14 protein-coding genes are annotated in these 18,331 nt (G+C 72.7%); 5 read left to right on the top strand and 9 right to left on the bottom strand.

Translation table 11 applies throughout. The features are described 5' to 3' along the window. Positions 1 to 23: 23 nt before the first annotated feature. From NLX94_RS20070 to NLX94_RS20035, 8 genes are all read right to left on the bottom strand, one after another. Positions 24 to 1,220 carry a YncE family protein gene (locus NLX94_RS20070; protein ID WP_254384320.1) on the bottom strand — a complete coding sequence of 399 codons (1,197 nt, stop codon included), beginning with the start codon at positions 1,218 to 1,220 and terminating at the stop codon, positions 24 to 26. Then, positions 1,217 to 2,053 (bottom strand): polysaccharide deacetylase family protein, encoded by an 837-nt coding sequence (locus tag NLX94_RS20065; RefSeq protein ID WP_254384319.1) that lies wholly within the window; start codon positions 2,051 to 2,053, stop codon positions 1,217 to 1,219. Before NLX94_RS20065 ends, NLX94_RS20070 begins: the two co-directional genes overlap by 4 nt. Positions 2,054 to 2,400: 347 nt before the next feature. Beyond that, positions 2,401 to 2,904, bottom strand: a complete 504-nt coding sequence (locus NLX94_RS20060) for an anti-sigma regulatory factor (RefSeq protein ID WP_254384318.1) — start codon at positions 2,902 to 2,904, stop codon at positions 2,401 to 2,403. A 268-nt stretch (positions 2,905 to 3,172) separates the two neighbouring features. Continuing rightward, the gene (locus tag NLX94_RS20055; RefSeq protein ID WP_254384317.1) at positions 3,173 to 3,940 is read right to left on the bottom strand and encodes an enoyl-CoA hydratase/isomerase family protein; all 768 of its coding nucleotides are present in this window, start codon (positions 3,938 to 3,940) and stop codon (positions 3,173 to 3,175) included. 93 nt (positions 3,941 to 4,033) lie between these two features. Continuing rightward, positions 4,034 to 5,275, bottom strand: a complete 1,242-nt coding sequence (locus NLX94_RS20050) for an Ig-like domain-containing protein (protein ID WP_374683990.1) — start codon at positions 5,273 to 5,275, stop codon at positions 4,034 to 4,036. 112 nt (positions 5,276 to 5,387) lie between these two features. Next, positions 5,388 to 6,140 (bottom strand): L,D-transpeptidase family protein, encoded by a 753-nt coding sequence (locus tag NLX94_RS20045; RefSeq protein ID WP_374683989.1) that lies wholly within the window; start codon positions 6,138 to 6,140, stop codon positions 5,388 to 5,390. A gap of 109 nt (positions 6,141 to 6,249) precedes the next feature. Next, the gene (locus NLX94_RS20040; RefSeq protein WP_254384316.1) at positions 6,250 to 8,544 is read right to left on the bottom strand and encodes a choice-of-anchor A family protein; all 2,295 of its coding nucleotides are present in this window, start codon (positions 8,542 to 8,544) and stop codon (positions 6,250 to 6,252) included. Positions 8,545 to 8,732: 188 nt separating this feature from the next. Beyond that, positions 8,733 to 9,929 (bottom strand): Ig-like domain-containing protein, encoded by a 1,197-nt coding sequence (locus NLX94_RS20035; RefSeq protein ID WP_254384315.1) that lies wholly within the window; start codon positions 9,927 to 9,929, stop codon positions 8,733 to 8,735. Between the two features lie 204 nt (positions 9,930 to 10,133). Between NLX94_RS20035 and glgX the strand changes: the two genes are divergently transcribed. After that, on the top strand, positions 10,134 to 12,524 hold the full coding sequence (gene glgX, locus NLX94_RS20030) for a glycogen debranching protein GlgX (RefSeq protein ID WP_374683988.1): 2,391 nt from the start codon (positions 10,134 to 10,136) through the stop codon (positions 12,522 to 12,524). 60 nt (positions 12,525 to 12,584) lie between these two features. Beyond that, a complete protein-coding gene (locus tag NLX94_RS20025) occupies positions 12,585 to 13,331 on the top strand; it encodes a CDP-alcohol phosphatidyltransferase family protein (RefSeq protein ID WP_254384314.1) in 747 nt (248 codons plus the stop codon). Positions 13,332 to 13,398: 67 nt separating this feature from the next. Here the strand turns inward: NLX94_RS20025 and NLX94_RS20020 are convergent, their stop codons facing one another. After that, complete coding sequence (locus tag NLX94_RS20020; protein ID WP_254384390.1) at positions 13,399 to 13,872, bottom strand: adenylyltransferase/cytidyltransferase family protein; 474 nt, start codon at positions 13,870 to 13,872, stop codon at positions 13,399 to 13,401. A 172-nt stretch (positions 13,873 to 14,044) separates the two neighbouring features. Between NLX94_RS20020 and NLX94_RS20015 the strand changes: the two genes are divergently transcribed. The 3 genes from NLX94_RS20015 to NLX94_RS20005 are packed head-to-tail and all read left to right on the top strand — an operon-like array spanning position 14,045 to position 18,326. Beyond that, positions 14,045 to 15,250 (top strand): glycosyltransferase, encoded by a 1,206-nt coding sequence (locus tag NLX94_RS20015; protein ID WP_254384313.1) that lies wholly within the window; start codon positions 14,045 to 14,047, stop codon positions 15,248 to 15,250. Continuing rightward, entirely contained in the window at positions 15,247 to 17,016 is a 1,770-nt protein-coding gene (locus NLX94_RS20010) for a lipopolysaccharide biosynthesis protein (protein ID WP_254384312.1), read from the top strand. Before NLX94_RS20015 ends, NLX94_RS20010 begins: the two co-directional genes overlap by 4 nt. Continuing rightward, entirely contained in the window at positions 17,013 to 18,326 is a 1,314-nt protein-coding gene (locus tag NLX94_RS20005; RefSeq protein ID WP_374683987.1) for a hypothetical protein, read from the top strand. The genes NLX94_RS20010 and NLX94_RS20005 overlap by 4 nt, the downstream gene beginning before the upstream one ends. The last annotated feature ends 5 nt before the right edge of the window (positions 18,327 to 18,331 follow it).

The raw sequence follows: 18,331 nt of genomic DNA, 5'->3' as shown, positions 1-18,331 counted from the left end.
GGGGCACACCCGCATGCGCCCCTCTACCGGAAGATGCCGGTGTGGCCGAGCGAGTAGCGGCCGGGCTGCGGGTAGACGGCGAGGCCGTGCGGTCCGCCGCCCACCGGGATCCGGGCGAGCTGCTTGCCGGTGACCGTGTCGATCGCGTAGACCTCGGAGTTGTAGCGGCCCGAGAGCCACAGCACCTTGCCGTCGGCGGAGACCCCGCCCATGTCGGGGCTTCCGCCGTCGGGCAGCTCCCACTTCTTGGTGAGCTTGTTCTGCGGGAAGTTGAACACCGAGATGGTGCCCTCGCCCCGGTTGGGGATGTACATCTCCTTGGAGTCGCGGCTGATGTAGAGGCCGTGGCAGCCCTTTCCTGTGGGCAGCAGCTTGGGGGTCTCGAACTTGTCGCCGCTGAGCACCCACACGCCGTGCGCCATCATGTCCGCGACGTAGAAGGTCTTCCCGTCCGGGGAGACCTTGACGTCCTGCGGCATCGCGCCCTCGAACGGCAGCTTCTGCTGGCCGATGACCTCCATCTTCTCGGTGTCGACCTTGAGCAGTTCGCCGGAGAACTCGCAGCTCACGATGAAGTAGCGGCCGTCCGCGGAGAAGTCCGCGTGATTGACGCCGAAACAGGTCACCGGGACGGTTTTCACACGGTCCATGGTGTGCGGGTGGCGGAAGACCAGTTCCTTGTCCATCGAGGCCATGACCACCGCGTACTTGCCGTTGGGCGTGAAGTACAGGTTGTACGGGTCGTGCACCTCGACGGGCTTGCCCGCCTCGCCGGTGGCCGGGTTGATCGGGGTGAGCGTGTGGCCCCGGTTGTTGTTGACCCAGAGGGTCTTCATGTCCCAGGAGGGGACCACGTGCTGGGGCTGGATGCCGACGGGGATGGTGTCGATGACCTTGTACGTGACCGGGTCGATGACGGACACCGTGTTGGAGTTGGTGTTCGGCACGTAGACGCGGGACGGGAAGTCCTTGACCACCGGGGAGAGTTTGTTCGGCCGGTCGGCCGCGTAGACGTCGTTGGGGTCGAGGAGCGGCGGCATCCCGGCCAGGCCCGGCGGCGCGGCCGGTACGGCCGGCACGGCCTTGGCGGGTGCGGCGGGCCCCTTCGTGCCGAGGGCCTCGGCGGGTCCCTTGTCGGCCGCTCCGCAGCCGGCGAGGGCGGCGAGGGCCAGACCGGCCAGCAACGCGGTGGCCTTCCGGGAAAGGCGGGTGGTCGTCATGGCCTCAGCAGCTCCGTGGTGGTCACCGCGCGCAGTTTGCGGCGTGCGAGTTCTTCGAGGAGGGGCGGCATCGCGTCGACCGTGTCCGCGTAGCCGAAGTGCAGGCTCACCACCGATCCGCCTTGGATCGTGCCGGTGACGGTGCGGATGACGGCCGCGGCACCGGGCGAGGTGAAGTCGAGGGAGTCCACGTCGTACGAGAGGACGTGCGGGTAGCCCGCCCGCTGGGCCAGTTTTTGCACCAGCGGGGTGGCGTACTGGGTCTGCGACGGGCGGAACCAGGTGCCGATGGATCCGGTCAGCCGTTTGAGCCGGTCGGCGCAGCCGGTGATCTCGGCGTACGCCTGCTCCTCGGGCATGGTGTTGATCGCGAGGTGGCGTTGGGTGTGGTTGCCGAGTTCGTGGCCGCCGTCCAGGATCCGGCGGGCCATCTCCGGGTGGGCGTCGAGCCAGGCGCCGATGGCCAGGACGGTGACCCGCGCGCCCGCCCGCTCCGCCTCGGCGAGCACCGCCTTGGCGATGGCGGGGTCGCCGTTGCCGTGGAAGGTGAGCGCGACGCCGGGCCGGCCGCGGGGCCCGTGCCCGATCTCCACGGGCTGACCGGCGAACCGGCGCGGGGCGGGGGCCGCCTTCGCCGGAGCCGCCTTGGCCGGGGCGGCCGGTTTGTCCGGGGCGGCCTTCACCGGGGCCGCGGGCCCCGCGGGGGTACAGGCGGCGGCGAGGGCGCCGGCGGCGACCGCCGCGCCGGTACGGAGAGCGGATCGGCGGTCCGGGTAGCAGAGCACCCGCCCATTTAAGGGGTGGATGCCCGTGAAGGTAGGGAGTGACCCCATTCGGGACCTTCGGCCGAACCGGTACCACACGGCGACCGTCCGCTATGTGATCAACGATTCACTCAGAGCAGCCGATATTTATGCGCTAATTACGAGGCCAGTGGCCGACCTCACCTAAGATTTAGGTAGAAAGTCTTAGGATATGCACACTTATGTCCAACTTGGGACTTTTGGCATTTGGTCCCTCGTCTGCCATAGTCGGAAGCACGGCTTCCCGTTGACCCGAGCGAAGTCTCCCGCCGAGGATCACACCCCCTTCGATCCTCGGCACACCCATGAAACCCCCGCAGCGCCCCACAACGGCGACAGGGGGTTTCTGGCGTTCCGGGGGGGATGCCGAGCGGGGCTCAGCGGTCGGCCACCCGCATCTCGAACCAGGTGATCTTCCCGCGCGGCAGCAGGTCCGCCCCCCAGCGGTCCGAGAGCTTGTCGACGAGGAACAGCCCCCGGCCCGTGGTGTCCATCTCGTGCACCGGCATCAGACAGGGCAGCCCGCGCGAGGGGTCGCGGACCTCCACGCGGATCCAGCCGCGCCGCCGGAGCATCCGTAAGCCGAAGGAGCGGGCGCCCGTGTGCCGGACGGCGTTGCCCACGAGCTCCGAGACCAGCAGGACGGTGTGCTCAGCGATCTGGGGCGAGAGTCCCCACAGGCGCACGACCACGCACTGCGTGAGCCGGCGGGCCGTGCTCGCCGATTCGGGCATCGACGGCAGCGTCACTTCCGCCTCGGCCGGATTCCCGTACAACTCCAGCGCTTTCAGGCCCAGTTCGTCCTCCAGGGCCGCCGTGAGCCGTACGGCGGAAGCGCTACTGCGCTGCCGCGGCTGTTCCACACCCTCCAGACCCGCCATGCACCCATCATGGAGGCCCGGTAAGGCCGTTCGGGCCGTTCCGCAGGAAAAGACCCCCCGGGATCACCGATCCCGGGGGGTCACCCTGGCATATGCGACTGGCAACCCGGAGCCCCTCGCGCACCTTTGACCTGCGGTGACGCACCGCGAAGCGCCGATCACCCTGAGTGGATCAACGATTCGCCTTAAGGTTGCCTTAAGGCCTGGCTAATCCACCCGCAGGGAGGACCGGCAGACCGGCCGGCCCACCAGCCCATCGGCCCACCGGCTAGAGGAACTTGGCCTTGCCCGGCCCCTCCTCGACGAAGCTGCGCATGCCGCGCTCGCGGTCCTCGGTGGCGAACAGGCCCGCGAACCAGCCCCGTTCGATGGTCAGCCCGGTGTCGATGTCGGCCTCCAGCCCCGCGTCCACGCACTCCTTGGCGGCGCGCAGCGCGAGGGCCGGGCCCTGAGCCAGCTTCGCGGCCCACGCGTACGCCTGCTCGTACACCTCGGCGGCCGGTACGACGCGGTCCACGAGGCCGAGGGTCAGCGCCTCGTCGGCCTTGACCATGCGGCCGGTGAAGATGAGGTCCTTGGCCTTGGAGGGGCCGATCAGCCGGGACAGCCGCTGGGTGCCGCCCGCGCCGGGGATCAGGCCGAGCAGGATCTCGGGCTGGCCGAGCTTCGCGTTGTCGGCGGCGATGCGGTAGTCCGCGCACAGGGCCAGCTCGCAACCGCCGCCCAGGGCGTAGCCGGTGACGGCCGCGACCACGGGCTTGGGGATCCGGGCCACGGCGGTGAAGGCGTCCTGCAGTCCGCGGGACCGGGCGACCATGGCCGCGTGGTCCATCGTCTGCATCTCCTTGATGTCCGCGCCGGCCGCGAACACCTTCTCGCCGCCGTAGATGACGACCGTACGGACGTCCGCCCGGTCGGTCGCCTCGACCGCGAGCTCGCGCAGCCGGTCCTGGGTGGCGATGTCCAGGGCGTTCATGGGCGGCCGGTCCAGCCGGATGACGCCGACGCCTTCGGAGACTTCGAGAGAGATGGTCATACGGGAAGGTTAGCGCCGGTTAACGCAGGACGACCCGGTGCTGTGGGTCACAGCACCGGGTCGTCCGGGCGTCGCGTGGGAGGGATCAGTCGACTACTTGGTCCACTCCGCCCAGTCCATGTTCCAGCCGTTGAGGCCGTTGTCGGGGGCGACGGTCTTGTCCTTGGAGTTCTTCACGACGACCACGTCGCCGATGATCGACTCGTTGAAGAACCAGGCGGCGGGCTGGCTGTTGTCGCCGGCGCCGCGGACGTCCTTCAGGCCCACGCAGCCGTGGCTGACGTTCTCGGATCCGAACGTGCTGGAGGAGGCCCAGTAGTTGCCGTGGACGAAGGTGCCGGAGGTGGTCAGCCGCATCGCGTGCGGGACGTCGGAGATGTCGTACTCCCCGCCGAAGCCGACGGTGGCGCCGTTCATCCGGGTCACCTTGTACTTCTCGCTGATGACCATCTGCCCGTTGTACGTGGTCGTCGAGGGAGCGCCCGCGGTGATCGGGACGTTCTTGAGCACCTGGCCGTCGCGGACCACCTGCATCTGCTTGCTGCTCGCGTCGACCGTGGTGACCTGGGAGCGGCCGATCTTGAAGCTGACCGTACGGGTCTGCTTGCCGTAGACCCCCGGGCGGCCTTCGACCCCGTCGAGCGCCAGCTTCAGGGTGACCGTGGTGCCCGCGGCCCAGTACTTCTCGGGGCGGAAGTCCAGGCGGTCGTTGCCGAACCAGTGGCCCTCGATCGGGACGGCCGGCTCGGCCGTCACCGTGATGGCCTTCTCGACGGCCTCGGGATTGGTGATGCCGCGGGAGAAGTTGATCGAGACCGGCATCCCCACGCCGACCGTCGATCCGTCCTCGGGGGTGTACTGGCCGATGAAGGTGTTCGCGGGCGTGAGGGTGGTGAAGGTGGTGTCCTTCGCGGACTCGCGGCCGGCGTCGTCCTTGGCGACCGCGTGCACCTTGTACTCGGTGGCGGCGGCGAGGTGGCGGACGGGCTCCCAGCTCGCGCCGTCGGCGGCGAGCTTGCCCTCCACCGCGTTGCCCTTGGTGTCGGCGACCGTCACCGTGGTGAGCTTGCCGCCGGTGCTGGTTATCTTGAGGATGCCGCTGGTCGCGACCTCCTTGGCCCCGTCGTCCGGCTTGACGCTCACGACGGCCTTCGACGCCTCGGTACCGGTCGTCCCGGAACCCCCGTCTCCGCCACCGCTCCCGCCGGCGCCGCCCCCGTTGCCGCCACCGCTGCACGCGCTGGTGAACAGCAGGGCCGCGCCCAGCAGGAGGGCCGGCAGGCCGGTGCGGGCGCGGCCGCGTATCGGCTGCAGGTTCACTCTTGTTCTCCCCATGTCCCCCGCGCGCGGGCAGTCGCGCGCTTGTCGTCAGGAAATCACATGGGGGATCACGAGACGGTACGGTCGTGTCACCGTTCCGTCCCAAGAGTGGTGCGGGGCCCGGGAGTCAGTCCTCCGTGCCGGGCTTGGTGCCCCAGACGTGGACGGCGTCGCCCTCGGTGAGCAGGTCCCAGAGCCGGCGCGCGTCGGGGACGGAGAGGTTGACGCAGCCGGCCGAGCCGCCGTGCGCGTACAGGTCGCCGGGGCGGCCGTGGAGGGCCTGGCCCCCGTCGAAGAACTGGGCGTAGGGCATCGGGGAGTCGTCGTAGAGCGTGGAGCGGTGGTCCTCGCTGCGCCAGTAGACCTCGTGCCATCCGGGGCGGGTCTCCTCGTCGTCCCGGCCGGTGCGGACGGGCACGGGCGGGAAGACCACGGTGCGGCCGCGCTGCACCCACAGGATCTGGCGCTCCAGGTCCACGCAGGTCACCCGGTGCGGGCGGACCGGGCAGCCGCCGGCGGCGTTGGGGTTCGCACGGGCGGCGACCGCGACCATGGTCCGGAAGGTGACCAGCCCGGCGTGGCCGTCGGCGGGGCGGATGCCGTTGTCCCGCTGGAAGGTGCGGATCGCCTCGCAGTCCCCGGCGTCCTGTCTCCCGTCGGCCGTCCGGCCCAGGTGCTCCTCCAGCTCGCGCTGGTAGGGCCCGGTCCCGGCGGCGCACGCCTCCCGGGCCGGGGCCATGGACGGAGTCGGGGACGGAGCCGCCGCGGCTGCCTGCGACGGCGGGGCGAGGGCGGCCGCCGCGAGGACGGCGGCCGCGCCGGCCAGTCTGCCGATCGCGCCCCGCGTGCCCCTCGCGCCTGCCGCGTCGCCTGGGCTCATACGGATCTCCTCGCGCCCGCCGGCCGGACCGTCGGCTCCGAGCCAACCGGATGGGCGCGGCCCCGGCGCGCGGGGTGGGCCGGCCGGGGCACCGGCCCACCCGGGCGGGCTAGCCGGCCCGGCCGGGCGCCGGCGACTTCGGGGCCTTGCCCTTGCCGCCCTTGCCGCCCTTGCCGCCCTTGCCGCCCTGGCCCTTACCGCCCTTTCCCTTGCCCTTGCCGTCCTTGCCCTTGCCGTCCTTGCCCTTGCCGCCGTGGCCGCCCTTGCCGTGGGGGTCGCGCTTGTTCTCCAGGGTGACGACCAGGCGGTGGTCCGGGGTCGCCTCGTTCAGCTGGAGCGGACCCGTGACCCGGTCGGCCGGCAGGACGTAGCCCTCCGGGACGGCCGTTTCGACCACGTAGTACGAGCCCTCCTCCAGGCCCGGGAAGGTGCACACCCCGGCCCGGTCGGTCGCGCAGCCGTCCGCCGCCCTGCGGTCGGGGTTGATGCCGCGCGTCTGGAGGCCGCTGGTGCCGTTGGTCTCCTCCCACACCTCGAAGACCGCCCCGCGCAGCGGGTTCTTCGTCTTCGCGTCCTTCTTCAGGACCTTGATCGAGCCCTCGTACTCGGGCTCCACGGTCCGCTCGTCCGTGACCTCGATCAAGAGGCCCGTCGTCACGTGGCCCTCGGTGAGGTCGAACGGCGTGACCGGGTCCGCGGGCAGGTCGTAACCGGCCGGCGCGTCGGTCTCCCGCCAGTAGTACCGCTCACCGACCGGGAGCTGGACCGTGCAGCTTCCCTGCGCGTCGGTGGTGCAGGTGCCGGGGAGCTGCTCGTCGGCGCCGGTCGGGCCGGTCTGCAGGCCCGGAACGTCGTTGGCCTCGCGCCACAGCTCGAAGACGGCTCCGGGCAGCAGTGCTCCGCCCTCGGCGTCGGACTTGCGCAGCTCCACGTCGGCGCTGCCCGGGATCCTGGCGTTGCTCATGCTGCCGCCGACGCCGGCGGCGGCGTTCTCCTCGGTCAGGGTCAGTTCGACGACGGGGTCCGGCGCGATCTCGTAGCCGGGGGGTGCCTGCGTCTCGCGCCAGTAGTACGTGCCCAGCGGGACGGTGCGGGAGCAGATGCCGCTCGCCGGGGTGACGCAGTCGGCGACCTTGGTGTCCCCGCCGGTGCTCGTGAACTGGGGTCCGGTGACGCCGTTGGTCTCCTGCCACAGTTCGTAGACGGCTCCGGCCAGCGCGGCGCCCGCGCCGTCCTGCTTGGTGACGGAGACGGCGCCCGTGACCGGGACCGTGTTCCCGCAGTCGGGCAGGTCTCCGTCGAAGGGGTACGCGTGGATCTCCTGGCCGCCGCCCCCGGTGCTGGTGTGGACGAGCTCGCCGGTGGTGAAGAAGCGGCCGTTGGTGCCGGGCAGGGTGACGGTGGTGCGCGAGGTCTGCTCGCCGACGAGCACGCTGCCCTGGAACTGCCCGCTGCCGGCCAGCTGGACGGTGGTGGCGTCGGGGAAATTCCACAGCAGCCGGGTGCGCAGCCCGTTCCAGGGGTCGGAGCCCGCCCCGGTGTCGACGATGCTGCCGCTGTAGGTGTTGATGGTGCGGGCGGCGCCCGTGACGTTGACCAGGACGGTGGCGCCGGCCGGGATCCGGTCGAAGCGGATGCCGACGGCGCCACCGGTCGGGCCCGCCAGGTCGAAGTTGACGTTGAAGACCTGGAGCGGGGAGGTGTTGTCCCCGGTGAAGACGATGGTGCCGTCCTGGTTGACGGCGCGGCCCGTGGCCGGGCGCGGGCTGCCGTCGGTCCGGGCGTAGCAGCGGCTGGCCGTGGTGAGCTGGTCGCGCAGGTCGGCGTACGGGGCGGTCGCGGCCGCGTCGGCCTCCAGCGGGCCGGTGACGGTGCCGGCCCCGGGGGCCGTGCCCGCGTGGCGGACGACGCCGCCGTCGGAGATCAGCCGCTGCTGGGCGGCGATGTTGACGTTGCCGCCGGTGGTGAGGAAGTCGGATCCGGCCGGGGGCCTTACGAGCGAGCCCGCGCCGACGATGCCGATGTTGTAGCCGCCGCCGGCCAGCGCCAGGTTCTTGTTCTGGTCGAAGCTGCCGAGGACGACGACCTTGCCCTCGGCCTCGGCGGCGCGCTCGCGGACGAGGAAGTCGGCGCCGACGAAGACGTTGATGCCCTCGTCGTAGCCGTTGGGGTCGGTACCGACCTCGATCGGCGGGAACGGGTTGGGGCAGCGGGACCCCAGGCAGGGGCCGAGCCCGCCCGGCAGCGGGGCGCGCAGGGCCGCGGCGGTCTGCCGGGCGGGGGCCGGCTGCTGTCCGCCGGGGCCCGGCGCGGCCGGCGCCGCCAGTGCCGCCGGGGCGCCTGCGGCCAGTACCGCCCCGAGGGCGAGCCCCAGGGGCCCGAGGGTCCATTTCCTTGCTGACATGACGCTCCGTCCGTTGCCCGACGCCGCGTGCGTGCAGGCCCCGTACAGGCTGGCGGCGGGCTCCGGCGAGCCGGGCGGACCGACACTCCCCCGCTACGGCATTCCGGTACGACAATCACCCGACTGGGGTGTCGGGCACGGGGAACGGCAGCCGGCGGGGGGCAGCCCGGGTGGTCGGCCCGGGGTGGTCAGCCGATCGCGGAGCCCGCGACCCAGGCGGGCCAGGACATGTTCCAGCCGCCCAGCCCGTTGTCCGGAGCGACCGTCTTGTCCTGCGAGTTGACCACCTCCACGACGTCGCCGATCAGGGTCCGGTCGAAGAACCAGCCGGCGGGGGTGTCCGAGCCGCCGCCCTTGTTGTCGCGCAGTCCGATGCAGCCGTGGCTGACGTTGGTGGAGCCGAAGGTGTCGGGGCTGGCCCAGTAGTTGCCGTGCAGGAAGGTCCCGGAGCGGGTGAGGCGCATGGCGTGCGGGACGTCGGGGATGTCGTACTCGCCGCCGAAGCCGACGGTCTGCCCGTTCATCCGGGTGACGTCGAAGAGCTCCATCACCACCATCTTGCCGTTGTAGGTCATGTTCTTCGGCGCCCCGGCGGTGATCGGCACGGTGGACAGCAGCTCGCCGTCGCGCCGGACCTCCATGGTGTGCGCGGCCGCGTCCACGGTGGAGATCTGGGAGCGGCCGACGGTGAAGCGCAGGGTCTTGTCCTGGATGCCGTAGGAGCCGGGGGCGCCCTCGACGTCCCGCAGGTTCAGCCTGACCGTGACCTCGGTGCCGGGCTTCCAGTACGACTTGGGCCGGAAGTCCAGGCGCTCGTCGCCGAACCAGTGGCCCACCACTTCCACCGCCGGGTCGGAGGTGATCGTGATGGCCCGCTCCACGTCGGCGCGGCGTTCGATGGAGCGGCTGAACCCGAAGGAGATGATCATGCCGGTGCCGACGGTCGAGCGGTTCTCCGGCTTGAAGTAGCCGATGAACCGCTCCTCGGGAACGTAGGTGGTGAAGGTGGTGTGCCGGGCCTGGCGGCGGTTGTGCCCGTCGAGCGCGACCGCGTCCACGGTGTACTTGGCCGCGAGCGCGAGCCGCCCCGCCTGCGGGTCGGGGCTCCAGCTGAGCCCGTCGACGGCGATGGTGCCGGGCACCTTCTCCTCCTGGGCGTCCTCCACCTTGGTGACCACGACCCGCTCCAGCCGGCCCTCCGGCACGGTGACCCTCAGCGGACCCTCGGCGGGCACCCCCTTGGCGTTGTCCCCGGGGGTGATCCTGATCGCCTCGTCCGGTGACCGGGGTTTGCCGGGCAGCTGGATCTCGATCGGGGAGCCGCCGTCCCCGGTGCATCCGGCCAGGCCGCCGAGGAGGCCCGCCCATGCCGCCACGGCGGCCAAGCCCGCCCCTGCCCGCCTCGTCAGAAAAGTCACGTTCCTCCAACGACCGGGCCCCTCCGGGGGAAACGTGGGCACGGCCCACGTTCCAGGCAGGACAGTCCGGGCAGAACAGTGGGAAGGACCGGACGGGGGCGGGCCGCGGCAGGGACGCCGGGGCCGCACTTCCCCCACCCCCGCAGGTACCGAGAGCCGTGGAGGCGGGCAGTGTCGAGCGCAGCCGAGCAAGAGGCGGAGCCCCTGGCCGGGGTCGGGACCGGATCCGGGGCCGGGGTCGGGACCGGATCCGGGGCCGGCAACGGGACGGGGACCGGCAACGGGAACGGGAACGGGCATCCGACCGGTCACGCCCAGGTGTTGATGGAGCCACAGGTCAGAGGGCATGCCGTGGTGAGCCGGGGGGTGCCAGGGCCACCGGTGTGGCCCGGCTCCTCGCATCCGCTGGGGGCCCGCTTCCACCAGGGGCCGGGCGGGACGGCCGGGACCAACTTCGCGCTGTGGGCCCAGGGCGCGGAGGCGGTGGAGGTCTGCCTCTTCGCGGAGGACGGCTCCGAGAGCCGCTGCGCGCTGACGGAGCTGACGCACGAGATCTGGCACGGCTTCCTGCCGGGCGTGCGGCCCGGGCAGCGGTACGGGTTCCGGGTGCACGGGCGCTGGGACCCGTGGACGGGGGCCCGCCACAATCCGGCGAAGCTGCTCCTGGACCCGTACGCGCGGGCCGTCGACGGGGACTTCCTGCTGCCGCCGGAGGTGTACGGGCACGTTCGCGACTGGCCGCAGCAGTACATCGCGGACACCGTGCGCGACGACCGCGACTCGGCCCCGCACGTCCCGAAGGGGGTCGTGGTCCACGATGACGACGACTGGGCGGACGACGTCCGGCCGAAGACCCCGTGGGCCGATTCGGTCATCTACGAACTGCACGTGCGCGGCTTCACGATGCGCCACCCGGGCATCCCCGCGCACCTGCGCGGTACGTACGCGGGGCTCGCGCACCCGGCGGCGATCGAGCACCTGACCGGGCTCGGGGTGACGGCGGTGGAGCTGCTGCCGGTGCACCAGTTCGCGCACGAGGACCACCTGCTGCGCCGGGGCCTGCGCAACTACTGGGGCTACAACTCCATCGGCTACTTCGCCCCGCACGCGGCGTACTCCTCCAGCGGGACGGCCGGGCAGCAGGTCGGCGAGTTCAAGCGGATGGTCAAGGCGCTGCACGCCGCCGGGATCGAGGTGATCCTCGACGTGGTCTACAACCACACGGCGGAGGCCGGGGAGCTGGGCCCGACGCTGTCGCTGCGCGGGATCGACAACCGGGCGTACTACCGGCTCCAGTCGGACCAGCGCCGGTACGCGGACTACACCGGCTGCGGGAACACCCTGCACGCCGGGCGGCCGCACGTGCTGCGCCTGATCACCGACTCGCTGCGGTACTGGGTGACCGAGATGGGGGTGGACGGTTTCCGCTTCGACCTGGCGGCGGCGCTGGCCCGCTCGATGCACGACGTGGACATGCTCTCGCCGTTCCTCGCGGTGATCGCCCAGGACCCGGTGCTGCGGCGGGTGAAGCTGATCGCCGAGCCGTGGGACGTGGGCTCGGGCGGGTACCAGGTGGGGGCGTTCCCGCCGCTGTGGACGGAGTGGAACGACCGCTACCGGGACGCCGTGCGGGACTTCTGGCGGGGCGCGCTGCCCGACGTACGGGACCTCGGGTACCGACTGTCGGGGTCGAGCGACCTGTACGCGTGGGGCGGGCGGCGGCCGTACGCCTCGGTCAACTTCATCACCGCGCACGACGGCTTCACCCTGCGCGACCTGGTCTCGTACGAGTCCAAGCACAACGAGGCGAACGGCGAGGAGGGCCGGGACGGGACCAATGACAACCGGTCCTGGAACTGCGGGGTGGAGGGCGAGCCCGCGGAGGGCACGGATCCGCGGATCGCGGCGCTGCGCCGGCGGCAGCTGCGGAACCTGCTGACCACGCTGCTGCTGTCGACCGGGGTGCCGATGCTGGTGGCCGGGGACGAGTTCGGCCGGACGCAGGACGGCAACAACAATGCGTACTGCCAGGACAACGGGACGAGCTGGGTGGACTGGTCGCTGCTGGAGGACCCGTCCTGGCAGGGGCTGCTGGCGCTGACCCGGCGGCTGCTGGCGCTGCGCAGGGCCCATCCGGTGCTGCGGCGCCGCGCGTTCTTCTCGGGGCGCCCGCAGGGGGCGGACGGGCTGCGGGACCTGGCCTGGTTCACCCCGGCGGGCAGCGAGATGACCGAGCGGGACTGGTACGCCCCGGCCGGCTCGGTGGGGCTGTACCTGTCGGGGCGGGACATCCCGGGCCGGGACGAGCGCGGCCGGCAGGTCACGGACGACAGCTTCCTCGCGCTGCTGCACGCCGGGGACCGCCCGGTGGCCTGGACCCTGCCGGGGCCGCCTTGGGGGCGGGCGTACGAGCTGGTGCTCGACACCTCCCGCGAGGACCAGGCGGCGGAGCCCGGCACCGTGCACCGCGGCGGCGGGATCGTGACCGTCCCGGCCCGTGCCGTCCTGCTGCTGAAGGTGGTGGCCGACCCGGGGCGGGAGCCCGCGAACACCCTGCGATGATGTGGCCTTCGTACGCACGAACACACACACGCACACACGGATGCTCGAGGGGTTGTGCCCATGGCGACTGTCGGGACCGCGCTGCGGGAGCTGCGCGGGGCGCAGAAGTCGGCGAAGGGGGTGTCGCTCTACTCCCGGTTCATCAACCGGCCCGTCGGGCGGTACCTGGCCGCCGGGTCGTACGCGCTCGGGCTCACCCCGAACCAGGTGACGCTGATCAGCGCCGCCCTGAGCTTCGCGGGCGCGGCCACCGTCGCCCTGGTCCCGCCCTCGTGGGGGCTGGGCGTCACGGTCTGGGCCCTGCTCGCCGTCGGCTTCGCCTTCGACTCCGCCGACGGGCAGCTGGCCCGGCTCCGCGGGGGCGGCAGCGCGGCGGGCGAGTGGCTGGACCACGTCGTGGACTGCGCGAAGCTCACCGCTCTGCACACCTGCGTGCTGATCGCCTTCTACCGCTTCCCCGGGGAGTACGGGACCGGCGGCGGCGGGGCGGACGGGGCCGCGTCGGCCGGCTGGCTGCTGGTGCCCCTGGGCTTCCAGCTCGCCGCGGTCGTGACCTTCTTCGGGGGGCTGCTGACGGAGAAGCTCAAGCCGAAGCCGGCGCCGGGGAGTGCGGCCGCCGCACCGTCGACCCTGCGCGCGGTGGTGCTGCTGCCCGTGGACTACGGGGTGTTCTGCCTGGTGTTCCTGCTCCTCGGCGGCAGCGGGGTGTTCCGCTGGGCGTACGCCGGGGCGGGTGTGATGGCCGCGCTGTTCCTGGTGGCGTTCCTCGCGAAGTGGTTCCGGGAGCTCAGCGCCGTACCGAGGTGACCGGGAGCGGAGTCGGAACCGGAACCTGAACCGGAGCCCGCCGCAGGGCTGTTCCCCGAGGGGCCGGTCAGCCCCGCTGTTCGGTGGCGGTCGGCTCCGACAGCACGTCCAGGGCCCGGCGCAGCTGGGTGCTGGAGGTGTGGACCGTGTACGGGAAATAGACGACTTCGACCCCGTGCACGGCGAAGTCCCGCTCCAGCTGCTCGCCCTTGGGAGTGCCGCGCCAGTCGTCGCCCTTGAATATGACGTCGAAACGGACTTGTTTCCACGTTTCGACCTTGTCCGGAACGGTCTCCACAAAAGCCTCATCCACGTACTGGACGCTGCGGACGATCTCCAGTCGTTCGACGAGGGGGATCACCGGGCGGCGCCCCTTGGCGAGCTCCGCCATTTCGTCGGACACCACTCCGGCCACCAGGTAGTCGCACTGACTCCGGGCATGCCGAAGGATGTTGAGGTGTCCGATATGGAATAGATCGTAGGCACCTGGTGCATAGCCGATTCGGCGTGGTCTCCCGCCATGCTCGGCAAATTCCGACATATCCGGCTCCGTCACGTGTCATCCCCCAGAATCCGCACACACGGGTGTGGCGGATTAGCAGACAATAGCGCGCACGTTCCCCCTGTTGTCGGTGAACGAATAGGGTGACGTGCGCATCATTCTGGGGAGAGGGGGACGTCCAGTGTCGAGATCCGGCCACCGGCGCCTACTGTTGGTTTCCACAAATTACGCCCCGGAGCACACGGGCATCGGCCCGTACGCCACCCAGATCGCGGAGCACTGGGCCGACCTCGGCCACGAGACCCACGTCCTGGCGGGCATGCCCCACTACCCGGCCTGGTCCGTCGAGCCGGAGTACAAGGGGGCGCTCCGGCGCACGGAACAGCGCGCGGGCGTCACCGTGCACCGGCGCGCGCACACCGTCCCCCCGCGCCAGACCGCCGTCCGCCGGGCCCTGTTCGAAGGATCGATCCTGCTGCACGGCTCCGTGGCCCCGCCCCGGATGCCGAAGCCCGACGCGGTCCTCGCCCAGATGCCGAGCCTGGCCGGCGGCCTGCTGGCCGCGCGCCTCGCGGCGCGCTGGAAGGTCCCCTTCGTCCCGGTCGTCCAGGACCTCATGGGCGCCGCCGCCGCGCAGAGCGGAATCAGCGGTGGGGACAAGGCGGCCGCGTTCGCCGGGCGGGCCGAGGCCCACGCCCTGAAGCGGGCCACCCTCGTCGGCGTGATCCACGAGACCTTCGTCGACCGGGTCACCGGCATGGGCGTGGACCCCCGGCGGATCCGGCTCGTCCCGAACTGGTCCCACGTGGCACAGCCCACCTCCCCTCGCGGCCGGACCCGCCACCACCTCGGCTGGGCCCCCGGCCAGACCGTCGTCCTGCACTCCGGGAACATGGGGCTCAAGCAGGGGCTGGAGGTCCTCGTCGGCGCCGCCCGGCTGGACCCGAGCGTCCGTTTCGTACTGATGGGTGACGGCAGCCAGCGCTCCGCCCTCGCCGACATGGCGGCCGACGTCCCCAACCTCGACATCATCCCCCCTGCCGCCGACGGCGAGTTCCCCGATATCCTCGCCGCGGCGGACGTGCTCGCGGTCACGCAGCACGCCGCCGTGATGGACATGAGCGTGCCGTCCAAGCTGACCTCGTACTTCCAGGCCGGCCGTCCCGTCGTCGCCTCCGTCGCGGCACGGGGCGGAACCGCCCAGGAAGTGGAACGCTCGGGCGCCGGGGTGCTCGTACCGCCGGAGAACCCGGAGGCCCTGCTGAAGGCCGTACGGGCACTGGCCGAGGACCCCGCGGGCGCGGACGCGCTGGGCGCGGCCGGGCCGCGCCACGTGGCGGCGCACCTGAGCCGTGAGGCGGGCCTCGCCCGCATCGACGCACTGATGGACGAAGCACTTGGGGGTCCCCGGCCGTGATCGAGACCAACCGGCCGGCAGCGGCTCCGGGCGAGGACGAACCGGACCTGCTCCGGGACCAGTTCCGCCAGCTCCTGCGCTACCGCCGGCTCATCGGCGCGGGCGTGGGCATCGGCCTGCTCGGCGGGGTCTACCTCGGCGTCTCCACGGCGGACACCTACGTGGCCACCGCCGACATCGTGCTGCGCGCCCCCACCGACGACCCCTTCAACCCGAGCCTCGCCCCCGACAAGGCGATCAACATCGGCTCGGAGCGGCAGGTCGCGCTCTCCAGCTCCATAGCCAACGAGGCCGCGAAGAAGCTCGGGGTCTCGGCCACCGACTTCGCGGCCCTGCGCGCCGGCCTGCAGGTGACCAACCCCCCGCAGACGATGGTGCTGCGCTTCACCTACACCGCCGCCTCCCCCGCCGAGGCCGCCCGGCGCGCCAACGCACTGACCGAGGCCTACCTGCTCAAGCGGCAGGAGGCCCTCGACGTCACCCGCGACAAGATGGTCAAGGGCTACCAGGAGCAGCGCGAACCGGTCGCCAAGCAGCTCGAAGAGCTGTCCAGGCAGATCACCGGCATGCCGGCCGGTCCCGCGCGGGACGCCGCGTACTCCGCCAAGACCGACCAGCAGAGCAAGATCAACACCCTCAACGGCAACATCGCCAAGCTCCAGGCCCTGGACATGACCCCGGGCCGGGTCACCAGCTCCGCCGTCCCGCCGCACGGGGCCGACGGCCCCGGACTTCCCATGTCGCTCGCGCTCGGCGCGGCCGTCGGTCTCGCCCTCGGCCTGCTCGGCGCCTGGGTGCGCCTCGTCTTCGACCCGGCCCCGCGCTCCGAGGGCGACGTCGCCCGGGCCCTGCGCGCGCCGGTCCTCGGTTCCCTGCCGCGGGGCAAGGCCGACGGCGGGCCGCTGCTCGCCGCCGGAGAGGAGGACCCCCGGCTGGCCGAGGAGTTCCGCTCGGTGGCCTTCCGGCTCGCCTACGACTCCCGCTTCGCCGACCGGCGCCGCCTCCTCGTGGTCGCCCCGCGCGGCAGCAGCGAGATCGCGGCGGCCGTCGCGGTGAACCTGGCGGCCTCCTTCGCCGAGACCGGCAAGGACGTGCTCCTCATCGAGGCCGACCTGCGCACCCCCGTCCTCGCCAGCCAGCTGCCCACCGACGCGGCCGGGCGGCCGCGCTGGAGCAAGGCGCAGGGCGGACCGGGCGCGCAGCCCGGGGAGACCGAGTGGCCCGACGGCCGCCAGCTCCTCGTGGACGCCGGGGAGTCGGGCAGCTTCGACCTGATCCCGGGCGAGCGGGTGCGCAACGTGGCCCGCGCGCTGACCTCGCAGCGGGCCTCCCGGCTGATCTCCGAGGCCGACTCCCCCAACTCCACCGTCGTGGTGCTCGCCCCGCCCGTGCTCTCGTACGCCGACGCCCTCGCGCTCGTCGACCGCGTCGACGGGGTCCTGGTCGTCTGCAACCCCGGCGCGGTGCGCCGCACCGACCTCTCCCGCATCCGCGAGCTGGTCGGCGGGGCCGGCGGCACGGTGCTCGGCGCTGTCCTGCACGCGCCGCTGCCCGGCGAGAAGAGGCGCGGCCTCGGCCGGGCCCCCAAGGGCGGCGGCCCCGCCGCCGAGGAGCCCAGGCCCGCGCCCGGGCCCCGGCCCGCGCCCCGGCCGGGAGAGCCGCAGCCGATCCCGTACGAGGTGGCCGCCGCCGACGCCTCGCGCCACATCCCGGGCGACGGCACGGACACGGTCGCCCTGCGTACGGTCCAACCGGGCCGGCGGTGAGCCGACGCGGCCCAGGCCGTCTCCTCCGGATCCTGCCGGGCCCGCGCCGCCCGGCAGGATCCGGAAGAGGCGGCCTCGCGGCGGTCGCCTCGGTACTGGACCAGGCCGCGTCCAGCGCCACGAACATCCTGGTCCTGGTCCTCGCCGCCCGGCTCTCCCCGGCGGCCGGGTTCGCCGACTTCTCGATGGTCTACGTGACCTTCAGCGTGCTGCTCGGCCTGAACACGGCCTACGTGGGCCAGGCCCTGGTGCTGGAGAAGGAAGCCCCCGGCTCGGGCCGCCTGGCCACGGCCTGCCGCTCGGGGCTCGCCTTCACCGGGGCCGCCTCGGTCGCGGCCGGCGCCGCACTGGCCCTGGTCGGGCTGCTGCTGCCCGGGGCCACCGGCCGGGCCTTCCTCGCACTGGGACTCGTCCTGCCCCTGGTGCTGCTGCAGGACGGGCTGCGCTCCTGCTTCTCCGCCCTGCGGGCGCCCGGGCGGGCCCTGGCCGCCGACACGCTGCGCCTCGCCTGCGCGGCGGGTGCGCTGCTGCTCCAGCCGACGGGCTCCCCGGCCGCCCGGCTGGTCCTGGTGTGGGGGCTCTCCGCGCTGCCCGCGCTCGCGCTCGGCCTCTGGCTGCTGCGGCCCTCGGTGCGCGGCGCCGGCGCCACCGACCTGCGGCCGTACCTCCGGCGCGGGTACCTGGGGCAGCGGTTCGCCGTGGAGTTCGCCGTGGGCAACGGCTCCAGCCAGCTCGCGGTCCTCGGGCTCGGCGTCTTCGCGACCCCGCTGGCCGTCGGCGCGCTGCGCGGGGCCACCACCCTCTTCGGGCCGCTGAACGTGCTGTTCAACTCCGCGAGCTCCTTCGGCCCGCCGGTCGTCGGCCGGGCCTCCGGCAAGCGCGGCGTGGTCCGGCTGACCGCCCTGATGGGCGGCGCGCTCGCGGTCACCGGCGCCGCGTGGGGGGCCGTGCTGTACGCGCTGCCGGAGCGGGCCGGCCGCGCCCTGCTCGGCGACACCTGGCGGGCGGCGGCCGCGCTGCTGCCCGCGACCGGCGCCCAGTACGCCGTCATGGGGCTCGGCACCTGTGCGCTGCTGACCCTGCGGGTGCTGAACCCGAAGGCCACCCTCTCCCTCCAGGTGGTCTTCTCGCTGCTCTCCGTCGCGCTGCTGCTGGGCGGCTACGCCGTCTGGGGGGTGGCCGGCGCCGCCTGGGGACTGGCCCTCGGCTCCGCCGCGAAGGCCGCGGCGGGCTGGCTGCGCGTGGCCCGGCTGCCGGCTCCCGGCCCCGCCGTCGCCGCCACACCGGCGGACCCGGTGCGGGCGGCCTGAGGCGC

The organism is Streptomyces sp. TBY4, assembly GCF_024213195.1.
Lineage (GTDB): Bacteria > Actinomycetota > Actinomycetes > Streptomycetales > Streptomycetaceae > Streptomyces.
This window is presented reverse-complemented; position numbering and strand designations above follow the sequence as displayed.

Coding starts and splice junctions, on each gene's coding strand:
- NLX94_RS20070 (WP_254384320.1), bottom strand. CDS start 1,220: ATGACGACCACCCGCCTTTCCCGGAAGGCCACCGCGTTGCTGGCCGGT.
- NLX94_RS20065 (WP_254384319.1), bottom strand. CDS start 2,053: ATGGGGTCACTCCCTACCTTCACGGGCATCCACCCCTTAAATGGGCGG.
- NLX94_RS20060 (WP_254384318.1), bottom strand. CDS start 2,904: ATGGCGGGTCTGGAGGGTGTGGAACAGCCGCGGCAGCGCAGTAGCGCT.
- NLX94_RS20055 (WP_254384317.1), bottom strand. CDS start 3,940: ATGACCATCTCTCTCGAAGTCTCCGAAGGCGTCGGCGTCATCCGGCTG.
- NLX94_RS20050 (WP_374683990.1), bottom strand. CDS start 5,275: ATGGGGAGAACAAGAGTGAACCTGCAGCCGATACGCGGCCGCGCCCGC.
- NLX94_RS20045 (WP_374683989.1), bottom strand. CDS start 6,140: ATGAGCCCAGGCGACGCGGCAGGCGCGAGGGGCACGCGGGGCGCGATC.
- NLX94_RS20040 (WP_254384316.1), bottom strand. CDS start 8,544: ATGTCAGCAAGGAAATGGACCCTCGGGCCCCTGGGGCTCGCCCTCGGG.
- NLX94_RS20025 (WP_254384314.1), top strand. CDS start 12,585: ATGGCGACTGTCGGGACCGCGCTGCGGGAGCTGCGCGGGGCGCAGAAG.
- NLX94_RS20020 (WP_254384390.1), bottom strand. CDS start 13,872: ATGTCGGAATTTGCCGAGCATGGCGGGAGACCACGCCGAATCGGCTAT.